This window comes from Pistricoccus aurantiacus, assembly GCF_007954585.1.
GTDB classification, from domain to species: Bacteria; Pseudomonadota; Gammaproteobacteria; order Pseudomonadales; family Halomonadaceae; genus Pistricoccus; species Pistricoccus aurantiacus.
On sequence record NZ_CP042382.1, the window covers coordinates 2891627 to 2916509 of the forward strand.

Consider the following 24883-nt stretch of genomic DNA (forward strand, 5'->3'; position numbering starts at 1 on the left):
TGATTCAGCGCTGAAGCTGCGCGACAAGCTCCGGCCACAGCGCGTTGAAATCTTCTTCGAGCCGGAAATAGTCTTCTTCCAGCCAGGGCCTGAGCTCTGCCAGGCGATTGGGCCCGGAAAGCCTGGTGCCGATTCCGGCGATGGCGCGGCAAGTGAAGTCGAAATCCGCATAGGCGTTCAGCCAGTCCTGATCAATCAGTACCGGTATCATGCTGGACAGGCGGGCCGGCGCGGCTCGCCGACCCAGCACCCGGTAGCAGCGTTCGATCAAACGCTGATGCCCCGGTTGGATCTTCTGCTGACGCGCTAGAAAGTGATCCCAGACGAGATCCAGCGCGATTCCCGCGTAACGGCGCTTGTCCTGCGGGGCCCGTTGGCGTGCCGCCAGTACGCGAGGATGACGATCGATAGTGGCGTCGACTCGGCGATGATGACGAATGCCTTCCGCTACTCGGAGATTCCAGATTTCCAGATTCATCCCCTTTACGCCGTCGGCGATCAAGTTGCCATACAGAAAATCGTCGCTGCCGCCTTTGGCCAGCCAGGCATGGGCAAGAAAGTTCATAAGCAGTTGGTCGGTTTAGGCAACCCAGCCAGCCGAGCCACAATCCTTGCAGGGCTTTCCTGAACATCTTTTTCGGGAAACAGCCGCATCAGATAAAGGGAATTGCCCTTCTCCGGCCCCAGAGTGCCGGTTACTGTCTTGACCAGCGGGCGCATGGCAGGCGCCGTCTCGAAACGCTTGTAGAAGCCCCGGACAATATCGATGATTTCCCAGTGCTCCTCGTGCAACTCACGGCCTTCGGCTCGCGCCAGCGCTTTTGCGACCTGCGGATTCCAGTCATCGAGGTCGATTAGGTAGCCTTCCGGATCCAATCCGACTCGATCATCTGTCTTCTCAGCTTTTTTACTGATTGATGATAAATCAAGATAACGGTATATTTGCGTGCTTGCCATTAAAACCAGCTCACGGTCTTTTCCGCTTCCTCGGTCAGTTCGACGAAGCCATCCACATCCACCACCACGACATGATCCGCGCAGCGTCCTTCCAGCCCGCGTGCCGCCAGATCCTCTCGCAGAGCAAAGAGCCGCCCCTCCAAGGAGCCAAAATAGTCGACCAGTTGAGGCAATGCACCCTGCACCCCGTCCTCGGTCAGGATCAGACAGTCCGTCGAGTCCATCGCGCTCAACGCGTCTTGATAGACACGGCTAGCGGATGGAGAACGGTTCAAGATATGCAAAATCATGCCGATGAGGCCCTCGAAACACCCTAAAAGTTCAATACCAGCCGATGCCGATGAAAGATCGTGGCGATGGCAGGCGAATCGATGCCTCGAACCGGCAACAACAACGTCTGTTCATCAAGCCCCCGCCTAGCGAGGGCTTCTTTGTCCACCAGCACATTATCAATGTCATAAAGCGGTAGCATTTCAACCAGGCCTTGGGTGCCCTTTTGGTTTAGGGGGCCGTTGGTCTGATTGGGCAACAGCGCCAGCACACCGTCCCCCAGAAACAGCAGGCTGACCCGCTGACCGAAGGCCGCCGCGACCAGAGCGCTATCCAACCCCTCCCGCAGCCAGCTCGTACCTTGAGGCGCGTGGCGCAGCACCACCAGCACATCACCTGTGAGTTCACTCTCATTACGCTCAGGTACAACACTACTCATGCCGGTCTCCCTGCCGCCTCCCTCGCTGCTTCTCGAGCTTCTTTGCTTGGCAATCTTTACGATAGACATCGCTCAGGGCGAAAAGGTAACCAGTCGATCGTGAGACAAACCGGCCTCTATCAGTTGGCCGAGCCCCGTCAATTCGAAAGGCGCCGCGAGGCTATGGCCTGTCTTGCCGTGGCGCGCCGCCTCGCGTTCATTAAGCAGCCCCCTTCGCAATCCTGCAGCGATACAGACCAGCAGTTCCGTACCCTGGGTTTCATGCAGGCTGCACCAGGCATCGCAAAGGTGAGGTTCATCCTGAGGAGGCGCGGACAAGCGAGCCGCATTGTAAACGCCATCATGGTAGAAGAATACCGTCGCCAGATGATGCCCTCGACTGACTAGCGCATGAGCAAAGCGCAGAGCAGAGTGCGATGCCTGGTCGCTGTAGGGACTCCCTTGCACGAGTAACGCATAGCGCATCTTATCGACTTCCGAATGACCTGTTCCTGAACGCACAAACCCCGCAAGAAGCGGGGCCGTGTCATGCAAGATTGCTGATTGGGATCAATCGTTGCTGGCGATACCCAGCAGCGCCAGCAGGCTGATAAAGAGATTGTAGATGGAGACGAAAAGCGTGATGGTAGCGATGATATAGTTGGTCTCACCGGCACGATGCACGATTTCACTGGTCTGATAGAGAATCACCGCGGAGGAAAACAGCACGAATCCCGCTGAAACCGCCAACGCGAGAGCCGGGATATTGAAGAGCAGCGCCACCACCATTGCCAGAATCAGCACGATCGCGCCGGCCATGATGAAGTTGGCGAGAAAACTGAAATCCTTGCGCGTGATCAGCGCTATCGCGGACAGACCGATAAAGGTCGCACCAGTCATCGCCAAGGCGGTCATGACCAGTTCAGCCCCGTTGGGCAGCGTCAGATAGGCGTTGAGTATCGGCCCTAGGGTAAAGCCCATGAAACCGGTAAATGCGAAGATCGACAAAAGTCCCGCGGCGGAATTGGCGGTCTTGTGCACCAGAAACATCAGCCCATAGGCGCCGATGAAAAAGACCAGAATATTGATTCGCTCGATCCCCATCGCCATGGCGGCGGCGGCGGTCATGGCGGAAAAAAGCAGGGTCATCGCCAACAAGCCATAGGTATTGCGAAGTACCTTATTGGCGCTTACCGCAGAACCCTGGCGTTGAGTTAGATGTGACTCTTGAAAGGCCATCGATCAAGGCTCCTGTATAAATGAATCGATATTATAGACCTAGGATGACGCCTCTGGGTTCCTTCGGCAAGAGCCGCAACACACTTAATTCCCACCCATGCCCTGCCACTCACGCTTTTTCAACAAATCCGAGGGTTCTTCGAGTATGCGCCTGGCGAGGGGGGCCACCGCCGCTATGGCGGTATCTTTCAAATCAGCGATTTCCTCAAGGCTGAACCAGGCAGCATCCTGGGCGTCGTCCGCGGCGAATGGATCTCCCGCCAGCCACCGGCAGTACACCGCGATCAGCACATAATGAAAATCCGGATTTTCGATATCGCTGCCCTCCTGGGTCTCCAGTACGTCGACAATGGCTTCCGGGCGCGCTTCGATACCGGTTTCCTCCAGCAGTTCTCTTACCGCCGCCGCCCGCAGCTGCTCCCCCCACTTGACCTTGCCACCCGGAAATCCCCATAGACCCTGGCGAGGCGCATTGCCTCGACACACCAGCAATACCTTGTCGTCTCGAGCCACCAAGGCCAGCACGCCTACGGCCGGTGAAACGGGTTTTTTCCCAGTACCTGTCATGGTATTTCTCCTAGTCGCTTGTACTTATATAAGGCCAAAGAGTTTTCACGATCCTCTTTGCCAGCTTTTCTTTTTTAGACGATGCTTTGTACGACGTACATCAAGAGGGACTCTTATGAAAGACGCTAACGCAACCGCGCATAAAGGACAAAAAGCGGTAGCTCGCATGGGTTATATCGCCAAGGGCGTCGTCTATCTTCTTATCGGCGGTCTGGCGATAATGGCGGCGGTCGGCCTGGGCGGCAAGAATGCCAGTTCGAAAGAGGCGATCAATTCGTTAGCGAGCCAACCCTTCGGCGGTTTCATGCTTGGGGTGCTGGGTATCGGGCTTTTCGGTTATACCATCTGGCGTTTCGTTCAAGCCTGGTCAGACACGGAAAACAAGGGAAGTGACGCCAAGGGTATCGTTACCCGTATCGGCTTTGTCATCAGCGGTATCACCTATGCGGGTTTGGGGGTCTACTGTTTCGATATCATCTTGAACGCTGCCTATTCCAGCGGTGGGTCCACGGAGGATCGTACCGCGAAACTGATGAGCTATCCCGGCGGCGTCTATCTCGTTTTCGCCGTGGGGCTGGTCTTCATCGGGGTTGGAATTCGCCAAATCTGGCGGGCGGTGAAGCGCTCCTATCTCAAGAACTGGCATACTCAGGAAATGAGTCGACACCAGCTCAAGGTCGCCGAGGGTATCACTCGATGGGGACTCAGCGCTCGCGGCGTGGTTTTCATGATCATCGGAGGCTTTTTGTGCCTGGCCGCCTGGAACACCAATCCGGATCAAGCAGAGGGTCTTGGCGGCGCCTTGAGCACCCTGGCAAGTCAGCCTTTCGGACCCTGGCTGCTGGGTATCGTCGCGCTGGGTCTCATCAGCTATGGTGGCTACTGCCTGCTCAACGCGCGCTTTCGCGACGTTTCATGATTCACCAGCCGGTATTTCGCACCAGCATAGAACATACCGAGCACATGAATCCCTTTTTAATAAGCCACTATCAAGGCAACAGGGAAACAAAACAAACGATGAGAGGATGGCTCCTACTATTCGTAATCAGTCTATTCTTGACCGGCTGTCAGGCACTATCGCCCTGGTCGAAGGATACCCATACCCCGCCCCCGCCGCCCACGGTGGAAACCTTGCCGCAGCCGTCGGACAAGCCTCGCCCGGCACCTTCGAGACCGGATACCGTCAAGCGCGACGTGGATTTTCCAGAGGCAGAGTACGCATCGCTGAAGAAAACCGGTAACGCCGCTATCAAAGGCAGGCTAGGCAACGGCTCTCTTCCCGCCGGTAGCAGTCGTCGGGTGTCCATCGCACCCGTCACCTCCTACTCCGCGGAGGCGGCGGAAATCGCCCTGTCGGGCAAGCCGATCGAATCCCCGGACCCACGAGCCCAAGCCTACACGCACTACGCCAACGTGGACGCCAACGGCAATTTCAGTATCAGTGGTCTCGCTGCCGGCGACTACTATGTGGCAGGCAAGCTGGGAAACAAGGTCGTGATCAGCCAAGTGAGGGCAAGATCCGGCAGGACGGTCAGCGTAATCTTGGGGCGCTAAGTGGAGATTCAAGACAGCTAAAAACAAAAACCAGCCGTAACTGGCTGGTTTCAATGCTGAATTCTATAAGCAAGGTGGCGGAGGGACAGGGATTCGAACCCTGGAAGGGCGTTAACCCTTGCCGGTTTTCAAGACCGGTGCATTCAACCGCTCTGCCATCCCTCCGGTCACGGCGTCGTATACTACCAGCCTGGACCTGTTCGTCAATAGCGAATCAGATGCCTGCTGCCAAAATGGTTGTATCAATAAGGCTTTAATCCTACCCGTGTCACCTTGTTGCCCTCCATTTCGCTGACGACCCAGTGGATGCCGTGCCAGTCCACATCGTCACCCACCACCGGATGCCCACCGACCCGTAGCGATATGAACTCTCCCAGAGTCATATCCTGCTCGCCGGAGCTCAAGGTCAAGCCATAGGCTTGAGCCACATCACCCATCAGGGCGTCGCCATCGAGAGTGAAGATACCGAAGAAGGCGCGTTCACGCTTGAGGGTAGCATCGCCGTTGAACAAGCGATTGAGCGCCGGCAAATCCTTGGAGCGTCCGATGATGCAAATCACATCACCCAGCTTGAGACGAGTACTGCCCTTGGGATGCAGCATGGAATGCTCGCGAAACAAGGCGGAAATCAGCGCTCCGGAGGGAAAGCGCAGCAGACGTATCGGCGCATCTTCCAAGGCATCGTTTTCCACCGTGTAAACGAACATCTCGTAATCGTTCTCCGGCAGCACTCCAAGCGCCCCACGCCGATGTGGAGTGACGCCTAGCGGCACTTCGACCTTCATCCAGCGTGCCATCAGCGGTATGGTGCCCCCCTGAATCACCAGTGAAAGCAGCACCACCGCAAAGGCAACATTAAAGTAGAGCACCGAGTTTTCTACGCCGCCGATGACGGGAAAAATTGCCAGTACGATAGGCACCGCTCCGCGTAGCCCAACCCAACAGATAAAACCGATTTCTCGCCAGCGAAACTTGAAAAAGGGCTTGATGATGATCAACACCGCCAAGGGTCGTGCAATGAAGGTCAGCACCAGAGCCACCAACATTGCCGAAACGCCGTATTCAAGCACCTCACTGGGATTCACCAATAACCCCAGCACTAAAAACAGTCCAATTTGGCTCAGCCAGGCCAAACCGTCATGTACCGGCAGAATGAAATTGAGATGCCGCCCGGGCTGATTGCCGATCATCAAACCGGCCAAGTAGATTGCCAGGAAACCGCTACCCCCTAGCGCCCCGGTCATTCCGAATACACAAAACCCCAGCGCCAGCGCTAAGAGGGAATAAAGTCCTGGCGCCAGATCCAGCCAGCGCAATAGCTTGGCGGAAAGCCAGCCGCCGCCCAGGCCGATACCAATGCCCAAACCAAATTGCGTAATTAAAAAAAGTAAGGTTTCGCCGACACCGCCAATCTCACCCATCATCAATTCGATTAAGGTCAGCGTCAAAAAAATTGCCATGGGGTCGTTGGTGCCGGACTCGATTTCCAGCGTTGCCGCGACGCGCTCGTTGAGGTTCATGCCACGACCGGATAGCAGCGCGAACACCGCCGCCGCGTCCGTGGAACCGACAATAGCGCCCACCAATAGCCCCTGAATCAGGGTTAAATCAAATATCCAGGCGGCAAAAAGTCCGACGATACCTGCAGTAACCACCACCCCAAATGACGCTAGTGAAAGCGCTGGCTTGAAAGCGACCCGAAAGGTCTTTAGGCGAGTGCGTAGCCCACCGTCGAGCAGGATCATCGCCAAGGCCAGATGGCTGATCACAAAGGCCAGGGAGTAATCATCGAACTTGATGCCCAGCACACCTTCTTCGCCGGCAAGCATGCCAAGAACCAAGAAAATGACCAGTAAAGGCAACCCAAAAAATGACGATAAGCGGCTGGCAAGTATGCTTAGCGCAATCAGGAAACCACTAAGCAAAAAGAACGAATTGATGCTATCCATGGCGATCCGCTATTGCGTGAATAAAAAACGTATTATGTCATACCGCCTTATTCGCGGCGATGCGTAGGCAATATTACTCACTGATACTCAAGCCAATTTGCGAACTCATGCGAGATTATTAGGGTGAAAAAGACTACATGATGTCTGTCTTGCGCTATTTGTTGCTGACGTCGTTGCCTCTATTTTTCCTGGAGCCGGTTTTTTCATCGGAACCGGTAGCCTCAAGCGCCGCCCCTGGGGAGGCTTCTCAATCTCGAGCGTCTCAGACGGCGGCACTGGAAGCCTCGCAAAGAGAGATCGCACCGCCGGAACCGATCGTCCCGCCACCCAAGCGCGAACTGCGACTGGTACTCGATTGGTATCCTGGCCCGCAGCACGCCCCGGTGTACCTGGCCAAGGCCCTGGGCTACCTGGAAACCGACGATATCGAACTGGAAATTGTCACGCCGGCGGATCCCAGCGTGCCCAGCAAGCTGGTGGCGGCTTCACGGGCGGACCTGGCGTTGACGCGCCAGCCCAGGCTGCACCTGGATATCGCCGAACAAAAGCCGTTGATTCGTGTCGCCACCTTGATCGACAGCCCGCTCGCCCTGCTTACCGTGCGAGAAGACAGCAAGATCACCGATATCGCGCAGCTGGCCGGCAAGGACATCGGCTACGCGGTGGAAGACAACCTGTCTCCAAGCCTTTCCACTCTCTTGGAAGACGCCGAACTGGTTCTGGACGATGTGTCATTGAAAGATGTGGATTTCGACGTGGTGCAGGCGCTGGTTCAGCAGCGAGTCGACGCAGTGATAGGCGGGCAGCGCCCCATGCTCGCCGAACAACTAAGCCGTGAAGGCGTGCTCAGTCGCGGTTTTCTAATCGAGGAACATGGCGTTCCTGCTTATGATGGCCTGATCCTGATTGCCAATCGTAACCACCTGCAGCGCCAGCGCGAAACCATCCAGCATCTGGTCACGGCGATCGAACGGGCCAGCCTATGGCTGGTCAATCATCCGGAGAAGGCATGGCAGCGTCTGGTCGAAGTCGAACCAAGTCTCGATACTCCGGCAAACCGACGCGCCTGGCCGGCTTTGATTCGACGATTCTCCCTGAGTCCTGCAGGCCTGGACAGTCATCGCTATGCGCGTTTCGAGAAATTTCTCAAAGACCGAGGCGAGATCGAGACGCTCCACCCGGTATCTCGCCTAGCGGTGGATATCTATGCGCCTTGACGCTCGACCTCATCGAGAAAAGCGTCGACGGCGCCCAGAAATGCCTTGGGCTGTTCAACATGCAACCAATGGCTTGCCTCCAACGTTACCACCTGGGCCTGGGGCAGTATCTGGCGCAGCTTGGGCAGCATGTCATCGGTCACATAGTTGGAGCGACTGCCGCGAAGTATCAGGCTTGGCTTGTCAAAGCTGCCCTCGCCGGCGGGTTCGCCGCGAATTTCCTCATAGTCCGCCTCGATTTCATCGAGTCCTACCCGCCAGACGAGAGCTCCATCAGGTTCGCTACGCATGAGATTGGTCGCCAGAAAGAGCCGCGCGTCCTTATCGTCGATAGTTTCCGCCATCAATTCATCCACCTGCTGGCGACTGTCGGGACGCGCCCGCTCGACACGGCGAAGTGCCTCGAAGATATTGTTGTGGTAGTGGCCATAGGTCACCGGCGCGATATCCGCGACGATCAGCGAGGCCAGACGCTCCGGCGCCAGCCTGGCGATGCTCATGGCAACCTTCCCGCCCATGGAATGACCCAAGAGATGGCAGCGCTCGATATTCGCCTTATCCAGCACCGCCAGCACGTCTTCCGCCATGGCCGCATAGCTCATGCCCGCGGCGTGGGGCGAACGGCCATGGTTGCGTAGATCGATCGCCACCGTGCGGTAACGACGCTGCCACTGCTTGAGCAGCGAGCGCCAGTTGTCCGCGCTACCCAGCAGGCCATGAATGACGACCAGCGGCGTGCCGTCGCCGCCGCTATCGATACTGTGCAGTTCAAGTCCCATAAAGAGTCCTTTGCTATCCATTCCGTGCCGTGAATGACTTCATGGCGGCGCTTACCCCGAACGACTGGTGCCAACCAGCGCCGGATCACGATCCTGTTGGCCGGTCAGCGTTACCAGGCGACGGCTCAACCAGGCCAGCAGCAGACCATAGAGTGGCAGGAAAAACATCAGGCTGATACCCAGCTTGACGGCGTAATCGAACCAGGCGATTGCTACCCAGTGCTTGGCCATGAAGGCATCCGGGCTGGCATAGAAGGCAATCGAGAAAAACGCGAAAGTATCCGCCAGATTGCCCAGTACCGTGGATGCCGCCGGTGCCACCCACCAGGCCCGCAGCCGCCGCAGGCGATCAAAAACGTGGATGTCGAGCAGTTGGCCCAGGACATAGGCCATGAAACTGGCAAGCGCGATGCGCGCCACGAACAGGTTCCAGCTACCCAATGCTTCCAGGCCGGCGAAACTACCCTGAGGAAACACCACGGAGATTGCATAGGACACCACCAGCGCCGGCAGCATGACTCGCCCGATGATTGCCCGAGCGGGCTCCTTGCCGAACAGCCGCACGGTCAGATCCGTGGCCAGGAAGATAAAAGGAAAGCTGAAGGCTCCCCAGGTGGTGTGCAGCCCGAACACCTCAAAAGGTAGCTGTACGAGAAAATTGCTGGCGGCGATTACCGTGATATGAAAAGCAACCAGCAGCGCCAGGCAGCGGCGCATCTGGGTGAAAGAAAGCTGAAACATTCAAGACCTTTTTTCTCGAGGGGTGAGGGAACCCTATGAAAAGACGCCACGGCATGACCGTGGCGACGAAGACCGCATTATAGCGGCTGGAGGCGTGTCGAGAAAAGCCGTTCTACCGCTGCCGGGCCTGCTCCGCCTGACCCAGCGCCCGCTCACGCATACTGTCGTGCACGTCCTGCAAACTCCCCGGATCGTCGATGGTGGAAGGAACCGCGTACTCCTCTCCGTCCGCGATGGTACGCAGCAGCTTGCGCAGAATCTTGCCGGAACGGGTCTTGGGCAGACGCGAGACCACCAGCACTTCCTGAAGCCCGGCAATACCGCCGATCTTCTCGCGCACCTGCTGTTTAAGCTCGTTCTCAAGCGCCAACGTATCCCCGTCGAAACCGTCCTTGGGAATGACCAGACCCACCGGCACCTGACCCTTCAAGGCGTCGCGAATGCCGATGACCGCACATTCCGCCACCGCCGGATGAGCGCCCAGCACTTCTTCCATTTCCCCGGTGGACAGACGATGCCCCGCCACGTTGATGACATCGTCGGTACGCCCCATCACGAACAAATAGCCTTCCTTGTCGAAGTAGCCTCCGTCCCCGGTCAAGTAGAACCCCGGAAACGTCGCCATGTACGCCTTGTGAAAGCGCTCCGGATTCTGCCAGATGGTAGTCAGGCAGCCCGGGGGCATCGGTTGGCGAATAACTACGCTGCCTTGGATGTTGGGGCCTGCCTCCTCACCGTCCGGGTCGAGTATGCGAACGTCATAGCCTGGCACCGGAAACGTCGCGGAACCGGCCTTGGTGGGTACGGGATCGATACCCATCATGTTGGCGGCGATGGGCCAGCCGGTTTCCGTCTGCCACCAGTGATCGATCACTGGCCGCTCGAGCAGCTTGTTCAACCAGTGGTAGGTCGGCGGATCCAGCCGTTCCCCGGCCAGGAAGAGATTCTTCAAGCAGCTGATGTCGTACTGCGCCAAGTGAGTGCCTTCCGGGTCCTCCTTCTTGATGGCGCGAAAGGCGGTGGGCGCGGTAAAGAAGGCCTTGACGCGATATTCCTCGATCAGCCGCCAGAAGGCGCCGGCGTCCGGGGTACGCACCGGCTTGCCTTCATAAACCACCGTGGTGCAGCCGCGCAACAATGGCGCATAGACGATATAGGAATGACCGACCACCCAGCCCACATCGGAAGCGGAAAAGAACACTTCCCCCGGCGCCATGTCGTAAACCGCTTCCATGGAATAGGCAAGCGCCACCGCATAGCCGCCATGATCGCGAACGACCCCCTTGGGCTTGCCGGTGGTGCCGGAGGTGTAAAGTACATACAGCGGGTCCGTGGCCTTGACCGAAACGCAGGCCGCCGGCTCGGCGTCCGCCGCCAGCGAATGCCACTCGTGATCACCGTCACTCAACTCCGCCAGGCAGGCATCGCGCTGCAAGATGACACAGGCATCCGGCTGATGCGTGCTTTGCGTCAGAGCGGCATCGACAATCGGCTTGTAGGGAATGATTTTATCGACTTCGATGCCACAGGAGGCGGCAATCACCACCTTGGGGGAAGCATCATCGATACGAACCGCCAGCTCGTGGGCGGCGAATCCACCGAATACCACGGAATGCACCGCACCGAGGCGCGCGCAGGCATACATGGCGATCAGCGCCTCCGGCACCATCGGCATGTAAATCACTACCCGATCGCCCTTCTCGACCCCCAGGTTCCGCAAGGCACCGGCAAACACGGCGGTGGCATCGCGCATCTCGCGGTAGCTCATGCGTCGTTTCTGTCCGCTTACCGGAGAATCCCACAGCAAGGCTGTCTGCTCGCCACGTCCCTCATCCACATGGTGATCCAGGGCGGCATGACAGATATTCATCTCACCATCGACAAACCATCGGGCATGCTGCTGTTCATCCCAAGCCAGGATGGTATCCGGAAAGGTAAACCAAGGGATGCGCGCGGCCTGTTCCTTCCAGAAGGTTTCCGGATGATCGATCGACTGGCGATAACTTTCTTGATAACGCTTTCGAGAACTCTGCTGATGCGCCTGCATGACACTACCCCTGGCTGAATAGAACCGGAATCATTGTTGACACAATAGAGTAAATTACGGGTTTTTCCTTCATACCATCGGCTAATTCGACGGTATCCCTTTCAATATTGTCGACAACCAAGGCGAAACAAGGACTCACCTTTAACGTATTGCAATCCATCAACTATCATTGAATCAACGTTTAACAGCAATGAATCTTGAAGGGGCAGGATGGTCCAAATTTAGCTAAATAAAGTTAAGGTAATAATGAAATCAGTCTTCAACCAGTCAAGAATTTAAGCCGAGAGTCGTGAATTTGCGTCAAACGCCAAGGTGAGGCGGACAGCGATTCAGTCGCGAGCGTTCAATAGGGAGTCTTTTTCATGAGCATGCGCCAATCTGCCATCCAGCTTCTCCAAGCTGACGAACCGGGGCTGGGTCAAGCGACCGCGCTGCTCAAGGCCATGGCAAACGAAAATCGGCTGCGCATTCTATGCCTGCTGGATGAAGGAGAAATGTCGGTCACCGAGCTCAACAAGCGGCTCAACCTGAGCCAGTCCGCCCTGTCTCAGCATCTGGCGATTCTGCGCCGAGAAGGCATTGTCGCGACCCGGCGCGTCTCGCAAACCATCTATTATTCCCTGCAGGGGCAGCAGGCCCGCCAGATCATCAATGCGCTCGGGAAGCTCTTTACCTAGCCCCCCACTCATCGTTTCAACCAACGACTCGCGTCCATCACTTCCAGCAGCCTCCCCGCGGCACTCTCGATTCCCCGAGAAACCGCCAATCCCAGCCGCTGCGGCAATTTCTTCTGGGCTTCCAGCTGTACCATCAACACGCGCGCATCATTCAGCCTGCCATGCAGGTAGGCAGCGCTGGTCGCGACTTCATCCGCAAGCTTGCGCTCCAGTGATTCACAGCCATACCAGATTTCTCCGGTGGCGACTTCGTCGATAGACAATTGCGGGCGACGAGCGGCAACGAAGCTCTTGAATAATTCATGGGTTCGCTCGAGATCCTCGACGAACTTCTCGCGCCCTTCCTCGGTATTTTCTCCCAGCACGGTCAGGGTGCGCTTGTAACGCCCGGCGGTAAAAATTTCCATGTCGATATCGTTTCGCTTAAGCAGGCGATGCACGTTGGGCAACTGTGCCACCACGCCAATGGAGCCCAGCACCGCAAAAGGCGCCACCTGCAATCGATCCGCGCAGCAGGCCATCATGTAACCGCCGCTGGCCGCCACCTTGTCCACGCAGATGCGCGTGGCAATACCCGCTTCCCGCAGACGATCGAGCTGGGCCGCCGCCAGGCCATAGGCATGCACCAGGCCGCCGGCGGACTCGAGACGAATCACCACCTCGTCGTCTTTTTCCACCACATCGAGAATCGCCGATATTTCCTGGGCGAGACGCGACGTACCACTGGCCTTGATATCGCCGTGGAAATCCAGCACCCAGACGGTAGCGTGTTGTTCCGGCATCCTTTCTTTTTGCCGCGCCTTGTCCGACTTGCGAAACCCCTTGAGCAGTGCCTTGCGCTGTCCTTTTTCGCTCGCCGCCACCCGCAGGCGCCTGACCCGCTTTTGCTGACGGGTATTGAGCTCCTCGATCTTCAAGCGTACCGACTCACCGCTGTCGCCACGCCCTTTCATCAGGAGCAGAATCAAGGCCCCCAGCGCCAATACCAGGGTCAGCGTCTGGGCCAGGAACATGGCATACTCCGTCATCCATTCGCTCAACGCCCTCTCCTTCAGTTTGTGGTATCAATTTTACTTGCGCATTCACAAGAGCCACCTTGATGACCAGCCCACAGATCGAAAAGTTGCATCGACGCTTCGACCCTCAAGCCGCCCAAGGCATGCACGAGGTCTTTCAATTCCACTTCAGCGATATACCGGATCATTTTCTGGTCATCCAGGATGGCACCCTGGAAATCGGCGAAGGGGAACACGACGAGCCCTCCGTATCGCTGTCCATGTCCCTGGATACCCTGCGCGATATCATGAACGGTGAAATCAGCGGCATGAACGCCTTCATGAGCGGCAGGCTGAAAGCCACCGGCAATCTGATGCTGGCGCCCAAGCTTGGCCAGCTGTTTCCTTCGAAGCGGTAGGCTATTTCGCTGCCTCCCCCTTCATGGCGTTCAGATGCGCATTGATCAATGCCCGGGAAATGGAATAGATCGGCGGCAGCTGAGGCAGCGCCTGAGTCGGTGAAAACCAGGCGGCATCGGCGATTTCATCCTCGTCGATGCGAATGCGCCGGCTCGTCGCCTCCGCGAAGAAACCCAGCATCAGAGAATGCGGAAAAGGCCAGGCCTGACTCTTGAAATAGCGAATAGGTCCCAAGGTGATGCCCACCTCTTCATAGATCTCTCGACGAACCGCCTCTTCCGCGGACTCTCCCGCCTCGATAAATCCCGCCAGGGTCGAATAGCGCCCCGGCGGAAAACGGCGGTTACGCCCCAGCAGCATATCCTTGCCATGGGTGACTAGAGTGATGATGCAGGGCGAAATGCGCGGATAGTTGCGATGTCCACAGTTGGGACAGTGCATGGCGAATTCCCTGACGATGCGTTCGGCGTGGCTCCCGCAGCGACCACAAAAACGATGATCTCGCCACCAGCTGCCTACCTGAAGCGCCGTGGACAACAGCGAGAACTGCGACTCCGGCAATCGGCTCAGCCATTGACGCCCCGTCGGCCAATCCTGCGCAGCGGGGGGAGGATCGGTTTCGATGATCATCGCGACCGGGTCATCGTTCCAATAACCCAGCAGAACCACGTCTTCCGGCCAAGGCTGCCAGGGTTGCAGCAACCCGCCCTCGCTTCCCGGTGCAATACGCCCTTCATGAAGCCGAATCAGCCAACCCGCCCGGGCATGCAGAGGCAATTCACGATGAAACATGTCAACTTTCCTCTCTCTGCCCATTCAGCCAGCCTTCGCCGAGCCGTTGCTCCCACAGGCATTCGCCGCAAGCCTGACGAACTCGCGCCAGCGTCTCGTGATGGGCGCCAAGCTCTTCCACGCTGGGCTGCACCACACTCAAACGCGCTCGATTCTCCGATAGCCGACGAATGCCTCCGGCATGGCGCTGCGCGGCAGAATCCGTATCGTTCTCGCCGGGGTCGGCGCTCAAGGTGAGCGCGGTCTGGCCGCCGGTCATTGCCAGATAAACGTCGGCGAGAATCTCCGCGTCCAGCAGCGCGCCGTGCAGCACCCGCTGTGTATTGTCCACCGCATATCGCTTGCACAGCGCATCGAGATTGTTGCGCTGGCCCGGATGCTTGTTGCGTGCCAGGCGCAGCGTATCAAGGATCCGGCAATGCTCCGCCACCGGCCCGAGCTTTGGCCCCTTTCGTCCGGTGTTGAGCTTTCGCAACTCGTGATCGATAAATCCCACGTCAAAGGGGGCGTTGTGAATCACCAGCTCCGCCCCGCGTATGAAAGCCCAGAATTCATCGGCGATCGCCGCGAACACCGGCTCGTTGGCGACTCGCTCATTGGTGATGCCGTGTATACCAATCGCTTCCGCCTCGATTTCGCGCTCCGGGTTGATGTACTGGTGATAGGTATTGCCGGTCAAGCGACGATTGAGCATTTCCACCGCACCGATCTCGATCAAACGGTGGCCCTCCTTGGGATCGATGCCGGTGGTTTCCGTATCCAGAATGATCTGACGCATGGTGTCTCTCGAAAATGATAAGTACTTCGGGCTCAATGATAAGATAACGGTATAAATAGCATAATCATCTAGCGCGACTCTTTCGAAGCGTTGCATGGTCGTCGATGGCCGCATTGGCCAACTCGTCCGCTCGCTCGTTGCCGGGATGGCCGCTATGTCCTTTGACCCAGTGCCAGTCGATACGATGGCGTCTTGTCTGCGCCAGCAGCGCCTGCCAGAGTTCCGCATTCTTGACCGGCTGTCGCGACGCGGTCTTCCAGCCGCGCTTCTGCCAGCTGTGAATCCACTCGGTAATCCCTTTACGCAGGTATTGAGAATCCGTCCATAGCGCCACATCGCAAGCTCGAGTCAAGGCTTTCAGCGCCATGATCGCTGCCATCAGCTCCATGCGGTTGTTGGTCGTGTCGGCCTCGAAGCCGTTCAGCGCCTTTTGGTGATCACCGCTTTGCATGATCGCCCCCCAACCGCCAGGGCCGGGGTTGCCGCGACAGGCGCCGTCGGTGTAGATCGTCACCTTGGGCAGCGGCTTGCGGGTTGGCGCTTCGCCGGAGAGTGTACTGGGGGATGATGTCTTGTCGTCAGTCAACCTGAGTCCTTTTCGAGTCGCCGGCGCCGGAACGCGAATGATCAAGCCGTGCAACCTGGCGAGTTCTTGCCAAGGAAGTATTGGTCAGAGGCGCGACCAGGCCGATGCGGGGTTTATCCACCTGTATCGGCTGCGCTCGACGGCGCGCCTGGATCATGAAAGCATCTCCCCAGGGCAGGTTGTAACGCCTTCCCAGGGTCTCCAGTACGCTGTTGCGAGGTAGCCTGCCGGGCAGACGAAAACCGCAATAGTCTACGCGCTCGATCTCGAAATCCACAAATGCCAGCCAGTCCCTGAGCCTGCCCGGCGTACGCCAATGTCCGCGCCAGGGCAGGCGTCCGCGCCGCGCCGGCCAGAGCCGAGACCATCCGGAACAGCCCAGCGGCCCCCAGCCGAAGATGATCAGTCGCCCATTGTGGGCGGTCACCCGAGCGGACTCCTGAAGCACGTGATGGGGATGCGCCACCACTTCAAGCAGATGATGAACAATCACCAACTGCAGGGATTCATCCGGCAGCGGCAGTTGATGAGGTAGACATACCAGGGTTTCCTTTCGCAGCGCCAGTTCCCGAGTGGGTGCCCAGCTCATGGCGTGGCGAATCGGGCACATGTCGGCGATGCGCTCCCCCAGCCCGAGTTCAAGGCTATGAGCGCCAAAAAGCCGTTCGCAGACCGGCCCCAGACAGGCCTGTTCCGCCTGGCGCTGTGCCTGCCCCGCGGGAGACGACCAGTAAAGTCGTCCTTCGTTGACCTGCCGCGTCAGCCATAAAGGCGATTGTGAATTTGACACGCTTCGGCAATGCCTCCAAAGTGTCGGATTTTACGGACTCGTCCCGAGGTCAAGCCCATGCTGAGCGTGACGCCGATCCCCGCTTTCAGCGACAACTATATCTGGCTGCTTCGCCAGGATGCCAACAGTAACACCGATGCCAATGGTCAGCCTGCGGACATTCACGTCGCCGTGGTGGACCCCGGCGATGCGGAACCGGTCATCGAACTGCTTGAACGCGACGGCTTGACCCTGGATAGCATCCTCATTACCCATCATCATCACGATCATACCGGTGGCCTGGCGGAACTGATCAAGCGCTACCGGCCCCGGGTGTTTGGCCCGCACAATCCCGGCATCAAAGGTATCGACGAGCGCCTGAAAGACGGTGACGAATGTCGAATACTGGGAAGACGTTTCGAGGTTTTCGAAGTTCCCGGTCATACCCTGGATCATATCGCGTTTTACTCGGCGGGTGTGCCGCCACTGCTGTTCTGTGGCGACACCTTGTTCTGCGCCGGCTGTGGCCGACTCTTCGAAGGCAGCCCCGAACAGATGCATGCTTCTCTATCGCGGCTTGCCCGGTTACCGGCTGACACCCTGGTGTTCGCCGCTCATGAATACACCTTGGCCAACCTGCGTTTCGCCAAGGCCGCGGATCCCCAGAATACGCAAATCGATCAATTTCACGACGAATGTCAGCGGGCTCGAGAACTGGATCGTCCGACCCTGCCCAGTACCATCCAGCGTGAACTTGCCATCAACCCGTTCCTGCGCAGCGACCGGCCCGAGGTTCAACGGGCAGCGTCTCGCCAGGGTGACACCGACTCGGCACAAGCTACCTTCGCAACATTGCGCGCCTGGAAGGACAACTTCTGATCACGACACTCCTTTTATGACCACATACCGAACCACTCGCCGCTTGATCGTATCATTAGCCGGCGGTATCACCGTGACCTCCCTTGGCCTGGCCGCGATGAGCGCCCATGCGGATCGCTTGCCCAGTGCCTATCCAACGTCCAGCAGTATGCTGTCCATGAACGCGACGGCACTGCCGTCCGCCGAGAATCGTCTTGTGGATCGTCTCCTGGCGGGAGATCATCATTTCTGGGATGCCCTGGATTTGACCCCCGCGGAGCCGACTCGGGTCTGGGATCGATTGCGAGACAGCTTCGCCTGGCAGGATGAAATCGACCGTCCTCGGGTACGCAAGTGGATCGAGTATTACCGCAAGAGCCCGCACGACATCGTCGAGATCGCCGAGCGCGCTCGGCCCTGGCTGCACTGGATCACCGATCAGCTCGAAGCTCGAGGGCTGCCGGGAGAAATCGCCCTGCTTCCCTTCGTGGAAAGTGCCTTCAAGACCAGCGCCCGCAACATAAGCGGCGCCACCGGGCTCTGGCAGCTGATGCCCCGCACCGGAAAAGCCTTGGGACTCAGGCTCGATCGCGGCTATGACGGACGTCTGGACGTGGTGACCTCGACCCGGGCGGCGCTGGACTACATCGAACAGCAGGCGGAGCAGTGGTATCGCGGTGATCTGGCGCTGTCCCTGGCGGCCTACAATGCGGGCGCCGGGCGCGTCAACCGCTCGCTGCGCGCCGCCGCTCGGGCCGGCAAACCCAAGGATTACTGGCATTTGCGCCTGCCTCGGGAAACCATGAACTACGTTCCCAAGCTGCTGGCGATTTCCGCCATCATCGCCGACCCGAAGCGTTATGCGGTCAACCTGCCCGCCATCGAGGATTCTCCCGCCTTCGCCCAGGTGCCCTTGAACGCACCGCTTAGCCTGGCGCAAGCCGCCGCCTTGGCGGATGTCAGTCGCAGCGAGCTTGAGATGCTCAATCCTGGCCTGCTCAACAATCGCGCGGATCCCCGTCAGATAGCGTCTCTTCTTGTTCCGGTGGATAGCGAAGCCGCCCTGCTGGCGGGGCTCGACCGTCTCGAATCGGATCCGGGAAGCGCGGCGACATTGGCGTCGAATGATAGCGGACGGCGCTATCGGGTGCGCCGAGGCGATAGCCTTTCCTTGATCGCCCAGCGTCATGGGGTGACCCTGGCCTCCCTGCGTCGCCACAACTCGCTGGCCGGGGATACGATTCACGCCGGCCAGACCCTGCACATTCCGCAAACGCCGGTGCTGGCTTCCAGCGGCTAGGCGTCAAAAGGATATTTACAAGCGCTGCCGGGGCTGACAACGTAAGAGTTTTCGCTATCTGTGTTCAAGGAAGCCCGTCAATGTCTCACGCTGCTCGGCGGCGCGATCAGCGCGCCATCATTGGCCTGAATTCGCTATCGATCCTGCCCGGAACCTCGTCGGGCCGTCGCGGCATGCTTTTTCTGGCGAGTCTTCTGCTGGCGTATCTTGTGCTTTGTGGATCGAGCCGCGACGCCTTCGCCGAGGAAGAATCGGGGGGAACCGTGTCCACGGTACAGGGCCTGGCGTTGTACGGCGAGCCGGCGCTGAGCGAGGATTTCACGCACTTCCCCTACGTCAATCCGCAGGCACCCAAGGGCGGCAGCCTGGCTCGCGCCGCCATCGGCAGTTTCGATTCCACCAATCCCTTCATCATTCGCGGTACGCCGGCAACCGGCTTGACGCAGATCTACGACACCCTCATGGAAACCAACCCGGACGAGCCCTTTTCCCAGTATGGGCTTCTCGCCAAGGGCGTTCGCCTGGATCCGAAACGGCGCTGGATGGAATTCGACCTGAATTCCGAGGCGCGCTTTCACGATGGCAAGCCGGTCACCGCCCAGGACGTGGTGTTCAGTTTCGAGATCCTGCGGGACAAGGGCCAGCCCTTCTACGCCGCCTACTACGCGGACGTCACCGCGGTCAAGGCGCTGAACAAGAAGACGGTGCGCTTCGAATTCGCCGAATCCAACTCCCGGGAACTGCCGCTGATCCTTGGCCAGCTGCCGATTCTGCCCAGGCATTACTGGCAGGAGAGGGATTTCAGCGCCACCACCCTGGACAAGCTTCTGGGCAGCGGCCCTTACCGCATCGCCGAGGTACAGCCTGGGCGGCGTATCGTCTATCAGCGGGTCGAGGATTACTGGGGCAAGGATCTGCCGGTCAAGCAGGGACGCCACAACATCGATCGGTTGATCTTCGATTACTACCGAGATCAGACCGTGGCCCTGGAAGCCTTCAAGGCCGGCAACCTGGATTTTCGCCTTGAGACCAGCGCCCGCCAATGGGCCACGGCCTACGACTTCCCCGCCGCGAAGGAGGGCTTCGTCAAGAAGCTCGAGGTGCCGGACGGCCAGCCCGCGGGCATGCAGGCCTACGTCATCAACCTGCGCCGCGACAAGTTCCAGGACGTGCGAGTCCGCGAAGCCTTGAACCTGGCTTTCGACTTCCCCTGGCTCAACAAGAAGCTCTTCTACGACGCCTACGAGCGCACCCATAGCTTCTTCGAGAACTCCGAGATGGCCGCCCAAGGCCTGCCCTCCGAAGCAGAATTGGAACTGCTCGAACCCTACCGCGATCAGTTGCCGGAGCGTGTCTTTACTGAGCCACTGCCCATCGAGCACCCGGAGGAACTGCGTCCGCGCCTGGCGGAAGCGCTGAACCTGCTGCAGGAAGCGGGCTATGTGGTGCGCAACGGCAAGATGGTCAATACCGAAACCGGCGAGCCCCTGAGCCTGGAAGTGCTGCTTTACGATACCCAGTTCGAACGGGTGGTGCAGCCGCTGCTGCGCAACCTTTCGCGCCTGGGCATCGACGGCAAGATTCGCGTGGTGGACGTCAATCAGTATCTCAACCGTCTGCGCAAGTTCGATTTCGACATGATCGTCGGCGGTTTTCCCCAGTCCAACAATCCGGGCAACGAGCAGCGGGAATTCTGGACCAGCGCCTACGCTCACCAGCCCCAGAGTCGCAATCTGATCGGCCTGGAGAATCCGGTGGTGGACGAACTGGTGGAGAAGCTCATCCGTGCGGACAGCCGTGAGGAACTGGACACCGCCGCGCACGCCCTGGACCGGGTGCTGCGCCACGGCTTCTACGTGATTCCCCAGTGGCATCTGGCGGCGACCCGTATCGCCCTGTGGGATCTCTACGGCTATCCCCAGCCGCATCCGGAGTACAATCTGGATCTCGAGGCCTGGTGGGTCGATCCCGAGCGGGCCAGGGAAATTCGCCCACGCCAGCGCGGCGATTGACCGGCAGCGCTTTTACCGATCTTCGTATCCACGGGTACGTCGTCTAGCCGTTGAAGGGAGCTTGTGTGGCCGCCTACGTTCTGCGTCGCCTGTTGCTGATGATACCTACGCTACTGGGCATCATGCTGCTCAATTTCATCATCGTGCAGGCCGCTCCAGGCGGGCCCATCGATCAGATGCTGGCACGTTTTCAGGGCATGGACAGCGGCGCCAGCACCCGCCTGGATGGCGGCGGTGGCGATCGCGTTCAGGGGGAATCCCGCGGGTCGCGTGGCGTTGAAGAACGTTTCATCGCCCAGCTCGAGACCCAGTTCGGTTTCGACAAGCCCCCTCACGAGCGCTTCCTGGAAATGGTCAAGGATTACGCCACCTTCGATTTCGGCAAGAGCTTCTTTCGCGACCGCCCGGTGGTGGACCTGATGATCGAGCGTCTGCCGGTATCGATTTCCCTGGGGCTCTGGACCACCCTGCTGGTCTATCTGATCTCGATTCCGCTGGGCATACGCAAGGCGCTGCGCCACGGGTCGCCTTTCGATGTCTGGACCTCCGGACTGGTGATCGTCGGCTACGCGATCCCGGGGTTTCTGTTCGCCATCCTGCTGATCGTGGTATTTGCCGGCGGCAGCTATTTCGACGTCTTCCCGCTGCGCGGACTGACCTCACCGAACTTCAGCGAGCTTTCCGCCTGGGGCAAGGTCACGGACTACTTCTGGCATATCACCCTTCCCGTGCTGGCGCTTGCCATCGGCAGTTTCGCCACCCTGACCATGCTGACCAAGAACAGCTTTCTCGACGAGATTCATAAGCAGTACGTGCTGACCGCCCGGGCCAAGGGCGCCAGCGATCAAAGGGTGCTGTACGGCCACGTGTTTCGCAACGCCATGCTGATCATCATCGCCGGGCTGCCGTCCGCGCTGATCGGCATCTTCTTCACCGGATCGCTGCTGATCGAGGTGATCTTTTCTCTGGACGGCCTGGGCCTCTTGGGATTCGAGGCGGTGATGCAGCGAGACTATCCGATCATCTTCGGTACCCTGTACCTGTATACCCTGATCGGGTTGATCCTGAAGCTGATCTCGGATCTGACCTACGTGTGGGTGGACCCGCGTATCGACTTCGCGACCCGGGAGGCCTGATCGATGCTGTCTCGTCTCGTTTCAGGGTTTTCACCCATCACTCGCCGTCGCCTGAAGATCTTTCATGACAATCGCCGGGCCTGGTGGTCGCTGTGGGTGTTCCTGGTGCTGTTCGTGCTCAGCCTGGGGGCGGAGCTGATCGCCAACGACAAGCCGCTGGTGATGCGCTATCAAGGGCAGTGGTACGCGCCGCTATTCATCGATTATCCGGAGACTACCTTCGGCGGTTTCCTGCCGACGAGCACGGACTATCGCGACCCTTACGTTCGAGAGGAAATCGAAGCCGAGGGCTGGATGCTCTGGCCTTTGATCCCCTACGACTATCAGACCCTGGACATGAGCCTGGATAGCCCCGCCCCTTCCGCGCCGGATCCGCATCACTGGCTGGGTACCGACGATCAGGGCCGTGACGTGCTGGCCCGGGTCATCTACGGCTTTCGCCTGAGCGTGGTATTCGCCCTGGTATTGACCATCGGCTCGCTGATGCTTGGGGTGCTGTTCGGCGGCGTTCAGGGCTATTTCGGCGGCAAGACGGACCTGATCGGTCAGCGGCTCAGCGAAATCTGGTCCGGACTGCCGGTGCTGTTCCTGCTGATCATCCTGGCAAGCCTGGTGCAGCCCAACCTGTGGTGGTTGCTGGGCATCATGCTGCTGTTTTCCTGGCTGGGACTGGTGGACGTGGTGCGGGCGGAATTCCTGCGCGCCCGCAACCTGGAATACGTCCGCGCCGCCAAGGCGCTCGGGCTGCCGTCTCGGCTGATCATGTGGCGCCATGTGCTGCCCAACGCGATGGTCGCCACCCTGACCTTCATTCCTTTTCTGTTCACCGGTGCCATCACCACCCTGACCGCCCTGGACTTCCTCGGTTTCGGCCTGCCGCCGGGCTCGCCTTCTCTCGGGGAACTGGTCGCCCAGGGCAAGAACAACCTTCAGGCGCCCTGGCTCGGCATTACCGCCTTCATCAGCCTGTCGCTAATGCTGTCGCTTCTCGTCTTTATCGGCGAAGGACTCCGAGACGCCTTCGATCCGCGTCATATTCACGCCGCCGCCCGGGAAAGCGTTCCGGAACCCACCGCCATTCAAGTCACCACCCAAGCCGACGAGACGAGGAAGCCCGACCATGTGCGCTGATTTCGTGCTGCGCCTCGAGCAGCTGAGCGTGGCCTTCGACGGCAAGCCGGTGGTCGAGAACCTCGATCTCGCCGTTCGCCCCGGCGAAACCCTGGCGCTGGTGGGAGAATCCGGCTCGGGAAAATCCGTGACCGCCCTGGGCGCCATGAATCTGCTGCCTCGCAACGCCCGGGTCAGCGGCAGGCGCTATCTGGAAGACACGGATCTCGCCGCGCTCAGGCCCCGAGATTGGCAGGGGCTGCTGGGTAGCCAGGTGGGTTTCATCTTTCAGGAACCCATGACCTCGCTCAATCCGCTGCATACGGTGGCCAAGCAGATCATGGAAACCCTGCGCCTGCATCAAGGACTCTCGGGACGAGCGGCACGCGCTCGGGCCCGGGAGCTTCTCGAGCAGGTCAAGCTACCCCGGCCAGACGAATTGCTCGATGCCTGGCCGCATCAGCTTTCCGGGGGGCAGCGCCAGCGGGTGATGATCGCCATGGCCATCGCCAACAATCCCCGACTGCTGATCGCCGATGAGCCCACCACCGCGCTGGATGTTACCGTGCAGCAGGACGTTCTCGCGCTGCTGGCGGAACTGCGGGACCGCCACCGCATGGGCATGCTGCTGATCACCCATGATCTCAACCTGGTGCGTCGCCATGCGGATCGGGTCTGCGTGCTGTATCGCGGTCGGGAACAGGAAACCGGCCCGGTGGATCGGGTCTTCGAAGCGCCGCAAAGCAATTACACCCGGGCTCTGCTGGGAGCGGAGCCCGAGGGCCAGCCCTCGCCGCTGACCCGGGAAGAGACGCTGCTGGAAACCCGGGCGCTCAGCGTAGTGTTTCAGCGCCCCAAGAAACTGTTTGCCAAACGGCCCCTGCCCTTCGAGGCGCTGGCGCCGCTATCGATACGCCTCGCCCGAGGCGAAACCCTGGGCATCGTCGGCGAATCCGGCTCCGGCAAGACCACCCTGGCCCTGGCGGCGCTGCGCCTGATGGAAAGCCGCGGTGAAATCGTCTTCGACGGCGAACATCTGGAGCGCCTGAGCGGCAACGCGCTGCGGCGCCGGCGACGGCGCTTCCAGATCGTCTTCCAGGATCCCTACGGCTCGCTTTCCCCCCGCCTGCCGGTATCCCGGATCATCAGCGAAGGGCTGCGATTTCATCAACCCCAGCTCGATGATCCCACTGTCGAACAGCGCGTGCAGACGACGCTCGAAGAGGTCGGGCTCCCCGCGGACTGCGCCTCCCGCTTTCCGCATGAGTTTTCCGGGGGGCAGCGCCAGCGCATCGCCATCGCCCGGGCGATCATTCTCGAGCCAGAACTGCTGGTGCTGGACGAGCCGACTTCCGCTCTGGATCGTACGGTGCAGAAACAGCTGGTGGAACTGCTCAGGGCGCTTCAAAGCCGGCGCAACCTGAGCTATCTGTTCATCAGTCATGATCTGGCGGTGGTGCGCGCCATGGCGCATCGCGTACTGGTACTAAAAGATGGGCAGCTTGTCGAACAGGGTTCGAGCCAGCAGATACTCAGTGAACCAGAAAACGACTACACTAAAGCCTTACTTGCCGCCGCCAACTTAAAATCATTTAGTATGAGTGGTATAAGGTGAAATACAGCGTCACAAAAGGATACAATTAATCTTGCATATTAGCTTTACCCCCCATACCCTTGGGTCCAATTGAAATCTATTTTAACGGAGGCTTTTC

General features: G+C 59.1%; 27 protein-coding genes and 1 tRNA gene. 11 read left to right on the forward strand and 17 right to left on the reverse strand.

The genetic code is table 11. The features are described from left to right. Positions 1-4 precede the first annotated feature (4 nt). The 7 genes from FGL86_RS13635 to FGL86_RS13665 form a co-directional block, all read right to left on the reverse strand. A complete protein-coding gene (locus FGL86_RS13635) occupies positions 5-565 on the reverse strand; it encodes an acyl carrier protein phosphodiesterase (RefSeq protein WP_147185083.1) in 561 nt (186 codons plus the stop codon). Next, complete coding sequence (locus FGL86_RS13640; protein WP_147185085.1) at positions 562-957, reverse strand: TusE/DsrC/DsvC family sulfur relay protein; 396 nt, start codon at positions 955-957, stop codon at positions 562-564. Before FGL86_RS13640 ends, FGL86_RS13635 begins: the two co-directional genes overlap by 4 nt. Further along, a complete protein-coding gene (tusB, locus tag FGL86_RS13645; protein ID WP_246131634.1) occupies positions 957-1232 on the reverse strand; it encodes a sulfurtransferase complex subunit TusB in 276 nt (91 codons plus the stop codon). The genes FGL86_RS13640 and tusB overlap by 1 nt, the downstream gene beginning before the upstream one ends. 38 nt (positions 1233-1270) lie before the next feature. Continuing rightward, positions 1271-1666 carry a sulfurtransferase complex subunit TusC gene (gene tusC, locus FGL86_RS13650; RefSeq protein WP_147185088.1) on the reverse strand — a complete coding sequence of 132 codons (396 nt, stop codon included), beginning with the start codon at positions 1664-1666 and terminating at the stop codon, positions 1271-1273. Positions 1667-1738: 72 nt separating this feature from the next. After that, the gene (tusD, locus tag FGL86_RS13655) at positions 1739-2131 is read right to left on the reverse strand and encodes a sulfurtransferase complex subunit TusD (RefSeq protein WP_147185090.1); all 393 of its coding nucleotides are present in this window, start codon (positions 2129-2131) and stop codon (positions 1739-1741) included. A gap of 84 nt (positions 2132-2215) precedes the next feature. Then, positions 2216-2884, reverse strand: a complete 669-nt coding sequence (locus FGL86_RS13660) for a Bax inhibitor-1/YccA family protein (RefSeq protein ID WP_147185092.1) — start codon at positions 2882-2884, stop codon at positions 2216-2218. Between the two features lie 84 nt (positions 2885-2968). After that, positions 2969-3451 carry an NUDIX hydrolase gene (locus FGL86_RS13665; protein WP_147185093.1) on the reverse strand — a complete coding sequence of 161 codons (483 nt, stop codon included), beginning with the start codon at positions 3449-3451 and terminating at the stop codon, positions 2969-2971. Between the two features lie 115 nt (positions 3452-3566). Here FGL86_RS13665 and FGL86_RS13670 point away from each other — a divergent pair, with 115 nt between their 5' ends. Together FGL86_RS13670 and FGL86_RS13675 are read left to right on the forward strand one after the other, a co-directional pair. Further along, on the forward strand, positions 3567-4370 hold the full coding sequence (locus FGL86_RS13670; protein ID WP_147185095.1) for a DUF1206 domain-containing protein: 804 nt from the start codon (positions 3567-3569) through the stop codon (positions 4368-4370). Positions 4371-4507: 137 nt separating this feature from the next. Further along, entirely contained in the window at positions 4508-5005 is a 498-nt protein-coding gene (locus tag FGL86_RS13675) for a carboxypeptidase regulatory-like domain-containing protein (RefSeq protein ID WP_147185096.1), read from the forward strand. A gap of 75 nt (positions 5006-5080) precedes the next feature. Here FGL86_RS13675 and FGL86_RS13680 read toward each other — a convergent pair. Together FGL86_RS13680 and FGL86_RS13685 are read right to left on the reverse strand one after the other, a co-directional pair. Beyond that, a tRNA-Ser gene (locus FGL86_RS13680) sits at positions 5081-5170 on the reverse strand. Between the two features lie 77 nt (positions 5171-5247). Further along, positions 5248-6954, reverse strand: coding sequence for a potassium/proton antiporter (locus tag FGL86_RS13685; RefSeq protein ID WP_147185098.1), 1707 nt, complete (start codon positions 6952-6954; stop codon positions 5248-5250). A gap of 137 nt (positions 6955-7091) precedes the next feature. Here FGL86_RS13685 and FGL86_RS13690 point away from each other — a divergent pair, with 137 nt between their 5' ends. Continuing rightward, the gene (locus tag FGL86_RS13690) at positions 7092-8171 is read left to right on the forward strand and encodes an ABC transporter substrate-binding protein (protein ID WP_147185099.1); all 1080 of its coding nucleotides are present in this window, start codon (positions 7092-7094) and stop codon (positions 8169-8171) included. On the opposite strand, the gene FGL86_RS13695 is transcribed toward FGL86_RS13690, so the two are convergent. The 3 genes from FGL86_RS13695 to FGL86_RS13705 form a co-directional block, all read right to left on the reverse strand. Next, entirely contained in the window at positions 8159-8950 is a 792-nt protein-coding gene (locus tag FGL86_RS13695; protein WP_147185100.1) for an alpha/beta fold hydrolase, read from the reverse strand. The two genes, FGL86_RS13690 and FGL86_RS13695, sit on opposite strands and share 13 nt — an antisense overlap. Positions 8951-9001: 51 nt before the next feature. After that, positions 9002-9691, reverse strand: coding sequence for a 7-cyano-7-deazaguanine/7-aminomethyl-7-deazaguanine transporter (locus FGL86_RS13700; RefSeq protein WP_147185102.1), 690 nt, complete (start codon positions 9689-9691; stop codon positions 9002-9004). A gap of 112 nt (positions 9692-9803) precedes the next feature. After that, positions 9804-11738: a propionyl-CoA synthetase gene (locus tag FGL86_RS13705; RefSeq protein WP_147185103.1), complete on the reverse strand. Its 1935-nt coding sequence runs from the start codon at positions 11736-11738 to the stop codon at positions 9804-9806. 362 nt (positions 11739-12100) lie between these two features. Between FGL86_RS13705 and FGL86_RS13710 the strand changes: the two genes are divergently transcribed. Continuing rightward, on the forward strand, positions 12101-12415 hold the full coding sequence (locus FGL86_RS13710) for an ArsR/SmtB family transcription factor (RefSeq protein WP_147185104.1): 315 nt from the start codon (positions 12101-12103) through the stop codon (positions 12413-12415). A gap of 8 nt (positions 12416-12423) precedes the next feature. Here FGL86_RS13710 and sohB read toward each other — a convergent pair whose 3' ends face one another. Continuing rightward, on the reverse strand, positions 12424-13455 hold the full coding sequence (gene sohB, locus FGL86_RS13715; protein ID WP_147185106.1) for a protease SohB: 1032 nt from the start codon (positions 13453-13455) through the stop codon (positions 12424-12426). A gap of 59 nt (positions 13456-13514) precedes the next feature. Between sohB and FGL86_RS13720 the strand changes: the two genes are divergently transcribed. After that, positions 13515-13829 carry an SCP2 sterol-binding domain-containing protein gene (locus tag FGL86_RS13720; RefSeq protein ID WP_147185107.1) on the forward strand — a complete coding sequence of 105 codons (315 nt, stop codon included), beginning with the start codon at positions 13515-13517 and terminating at the stop codon, positions 13827-13829. 1 nt (position 13830) lies between these two features. On the opposite strand, the gene nudC is transcribed toward FGL86_RS13720, so the two are convergent. The 4 genes from nudC to FGL86_RS13740 all read right to left on the reverse strand — a co-directional run bounded on the left by nudC (position 13831) and on the right by FGL86_RS13740 (position 16776). Further along, positions 13831-14622 (reverse strand): NAD(+) diphosphatase, encoded by a 792-nt coding sequence (nudC, locus tag FGL86_RS13725; protein WP_147185108.1) that lies wholly within the window; start codon positions 14620-14622, stop codon positions 13831-13833. Position 14623: 1 nt separating this feature from the next. After that, positions 14624-15400, reverse strand: coding sequence for a DNA polymerase III subunit epsilon (gene dnaQ, locus FGL86_RS13730; protein WP_147185109.1), 777 nt, complete (start codon positions 15398-15400; stop codon positions 14624-14626). Positions 15401-15464: 64 nt separating this feature from the next. Then, the gene (rnhA, locus tag FGL86_RS13735) at positions 15465-15923 is read right to left on the reverse strand and encodes a ribonuclease HI (RefSeq protein ID WP_147186207.1); all 459 of its coding nucleotides are present in this window, start codon (positions 15921-15923) and stop codon (positions 15465-15467) included. Positions 15924-15978: 55 nt separating this feature from the next. After that, positions 15979-16776 (reverse strand): class I SAM-dependent methyltransferase, encoded by a 798-nt coding sequence (locus FGL86_RS13740; protein WP_147185110.1) that lies wholly within the window; start codon positions 16774-16776, stop codon positions 15979-15981. Between the two features lie 57 nt (positions 16777-16833). On the opposite strand from FGL86_RS13740, the gene gloB reads away from it, so the two are divergent. The 6 genes from gloB (at position 16834) to FGL86_RS13770 (ending at position 24786) form a co-directional block, all read left to right on the forward strand. Beyond that, positions 16834-17634 (forward strand): hydroxyacylglutathione hydrolase, encoded by an 801-nt coding sequence (gene gloB / locus FGL86_RS13745; protein WP_147185111.1) that lies wholly within the window; start codon positions 16834-16836, stop codon positions 17632-17634. Positions 17635-17650: 16 nt separating this feature from the next. Next, the gene (locus tag FGL86_RS13750; RefSeq protein ID WP_147185112.1) at positions 17651-18913 is read left to right on the forward strand and encodes a transglycosylase SLT domain-containing protein; all 1263 of its coding nucleotides are present in this window, start codon (positions 17651-17653) and stop codon (positions 18911-18913) included. Positions 18914-19086: 173 nt separating this feature from the next. After that, the gene (locus FGL86_RS13755) at positions 19087-20925 is read left to right on the forward strand and encodes an extracellular solute-binding protein (RefSeq protein ID WP_147186208.1); all 1839 of its coding nucleotides are present in this window, start codon (positions 19087-19089) and stop codon (positions 20923-20925) included. Positions 20926-20990: 65 nt separating this feature from the next. Further along, positions 20991-22061, forward strand: coding sequence for a microcin C ABC transporter permease YejB (locus FGL86_RS13760; protein WP_147185113.1), 1071 nt, complete (start codon positions 20991-20993; stop codon positions 22059-22061). Positions 22062-22064: 3 nt separating this feature from the next. Then, complete coding sequence (locus FGL86_RS13765; RefSeq protein ID WP_147185114.1) at positions 22065-23192, forward strand: ABC transporter permease; 1128 nt, start codon at positions 22065-22067, stop codon at positions 23190-23192. After that, entirely contained in the window at positions 23182-24786 is a 1605-nt protein-coding gene (locus FGL86_RS13770; protein WP_147185115.1) for an ABC transporter ATP-binding protein, read from the forward strand. The genes FGL86_RS13765 and FGL86_RS13770 overlap by 11 nt, the downstream gene beginning before the upstream one ends. The last annotated feature ends 97 nt before the right edge of the window (positions 24787-24883 follow it).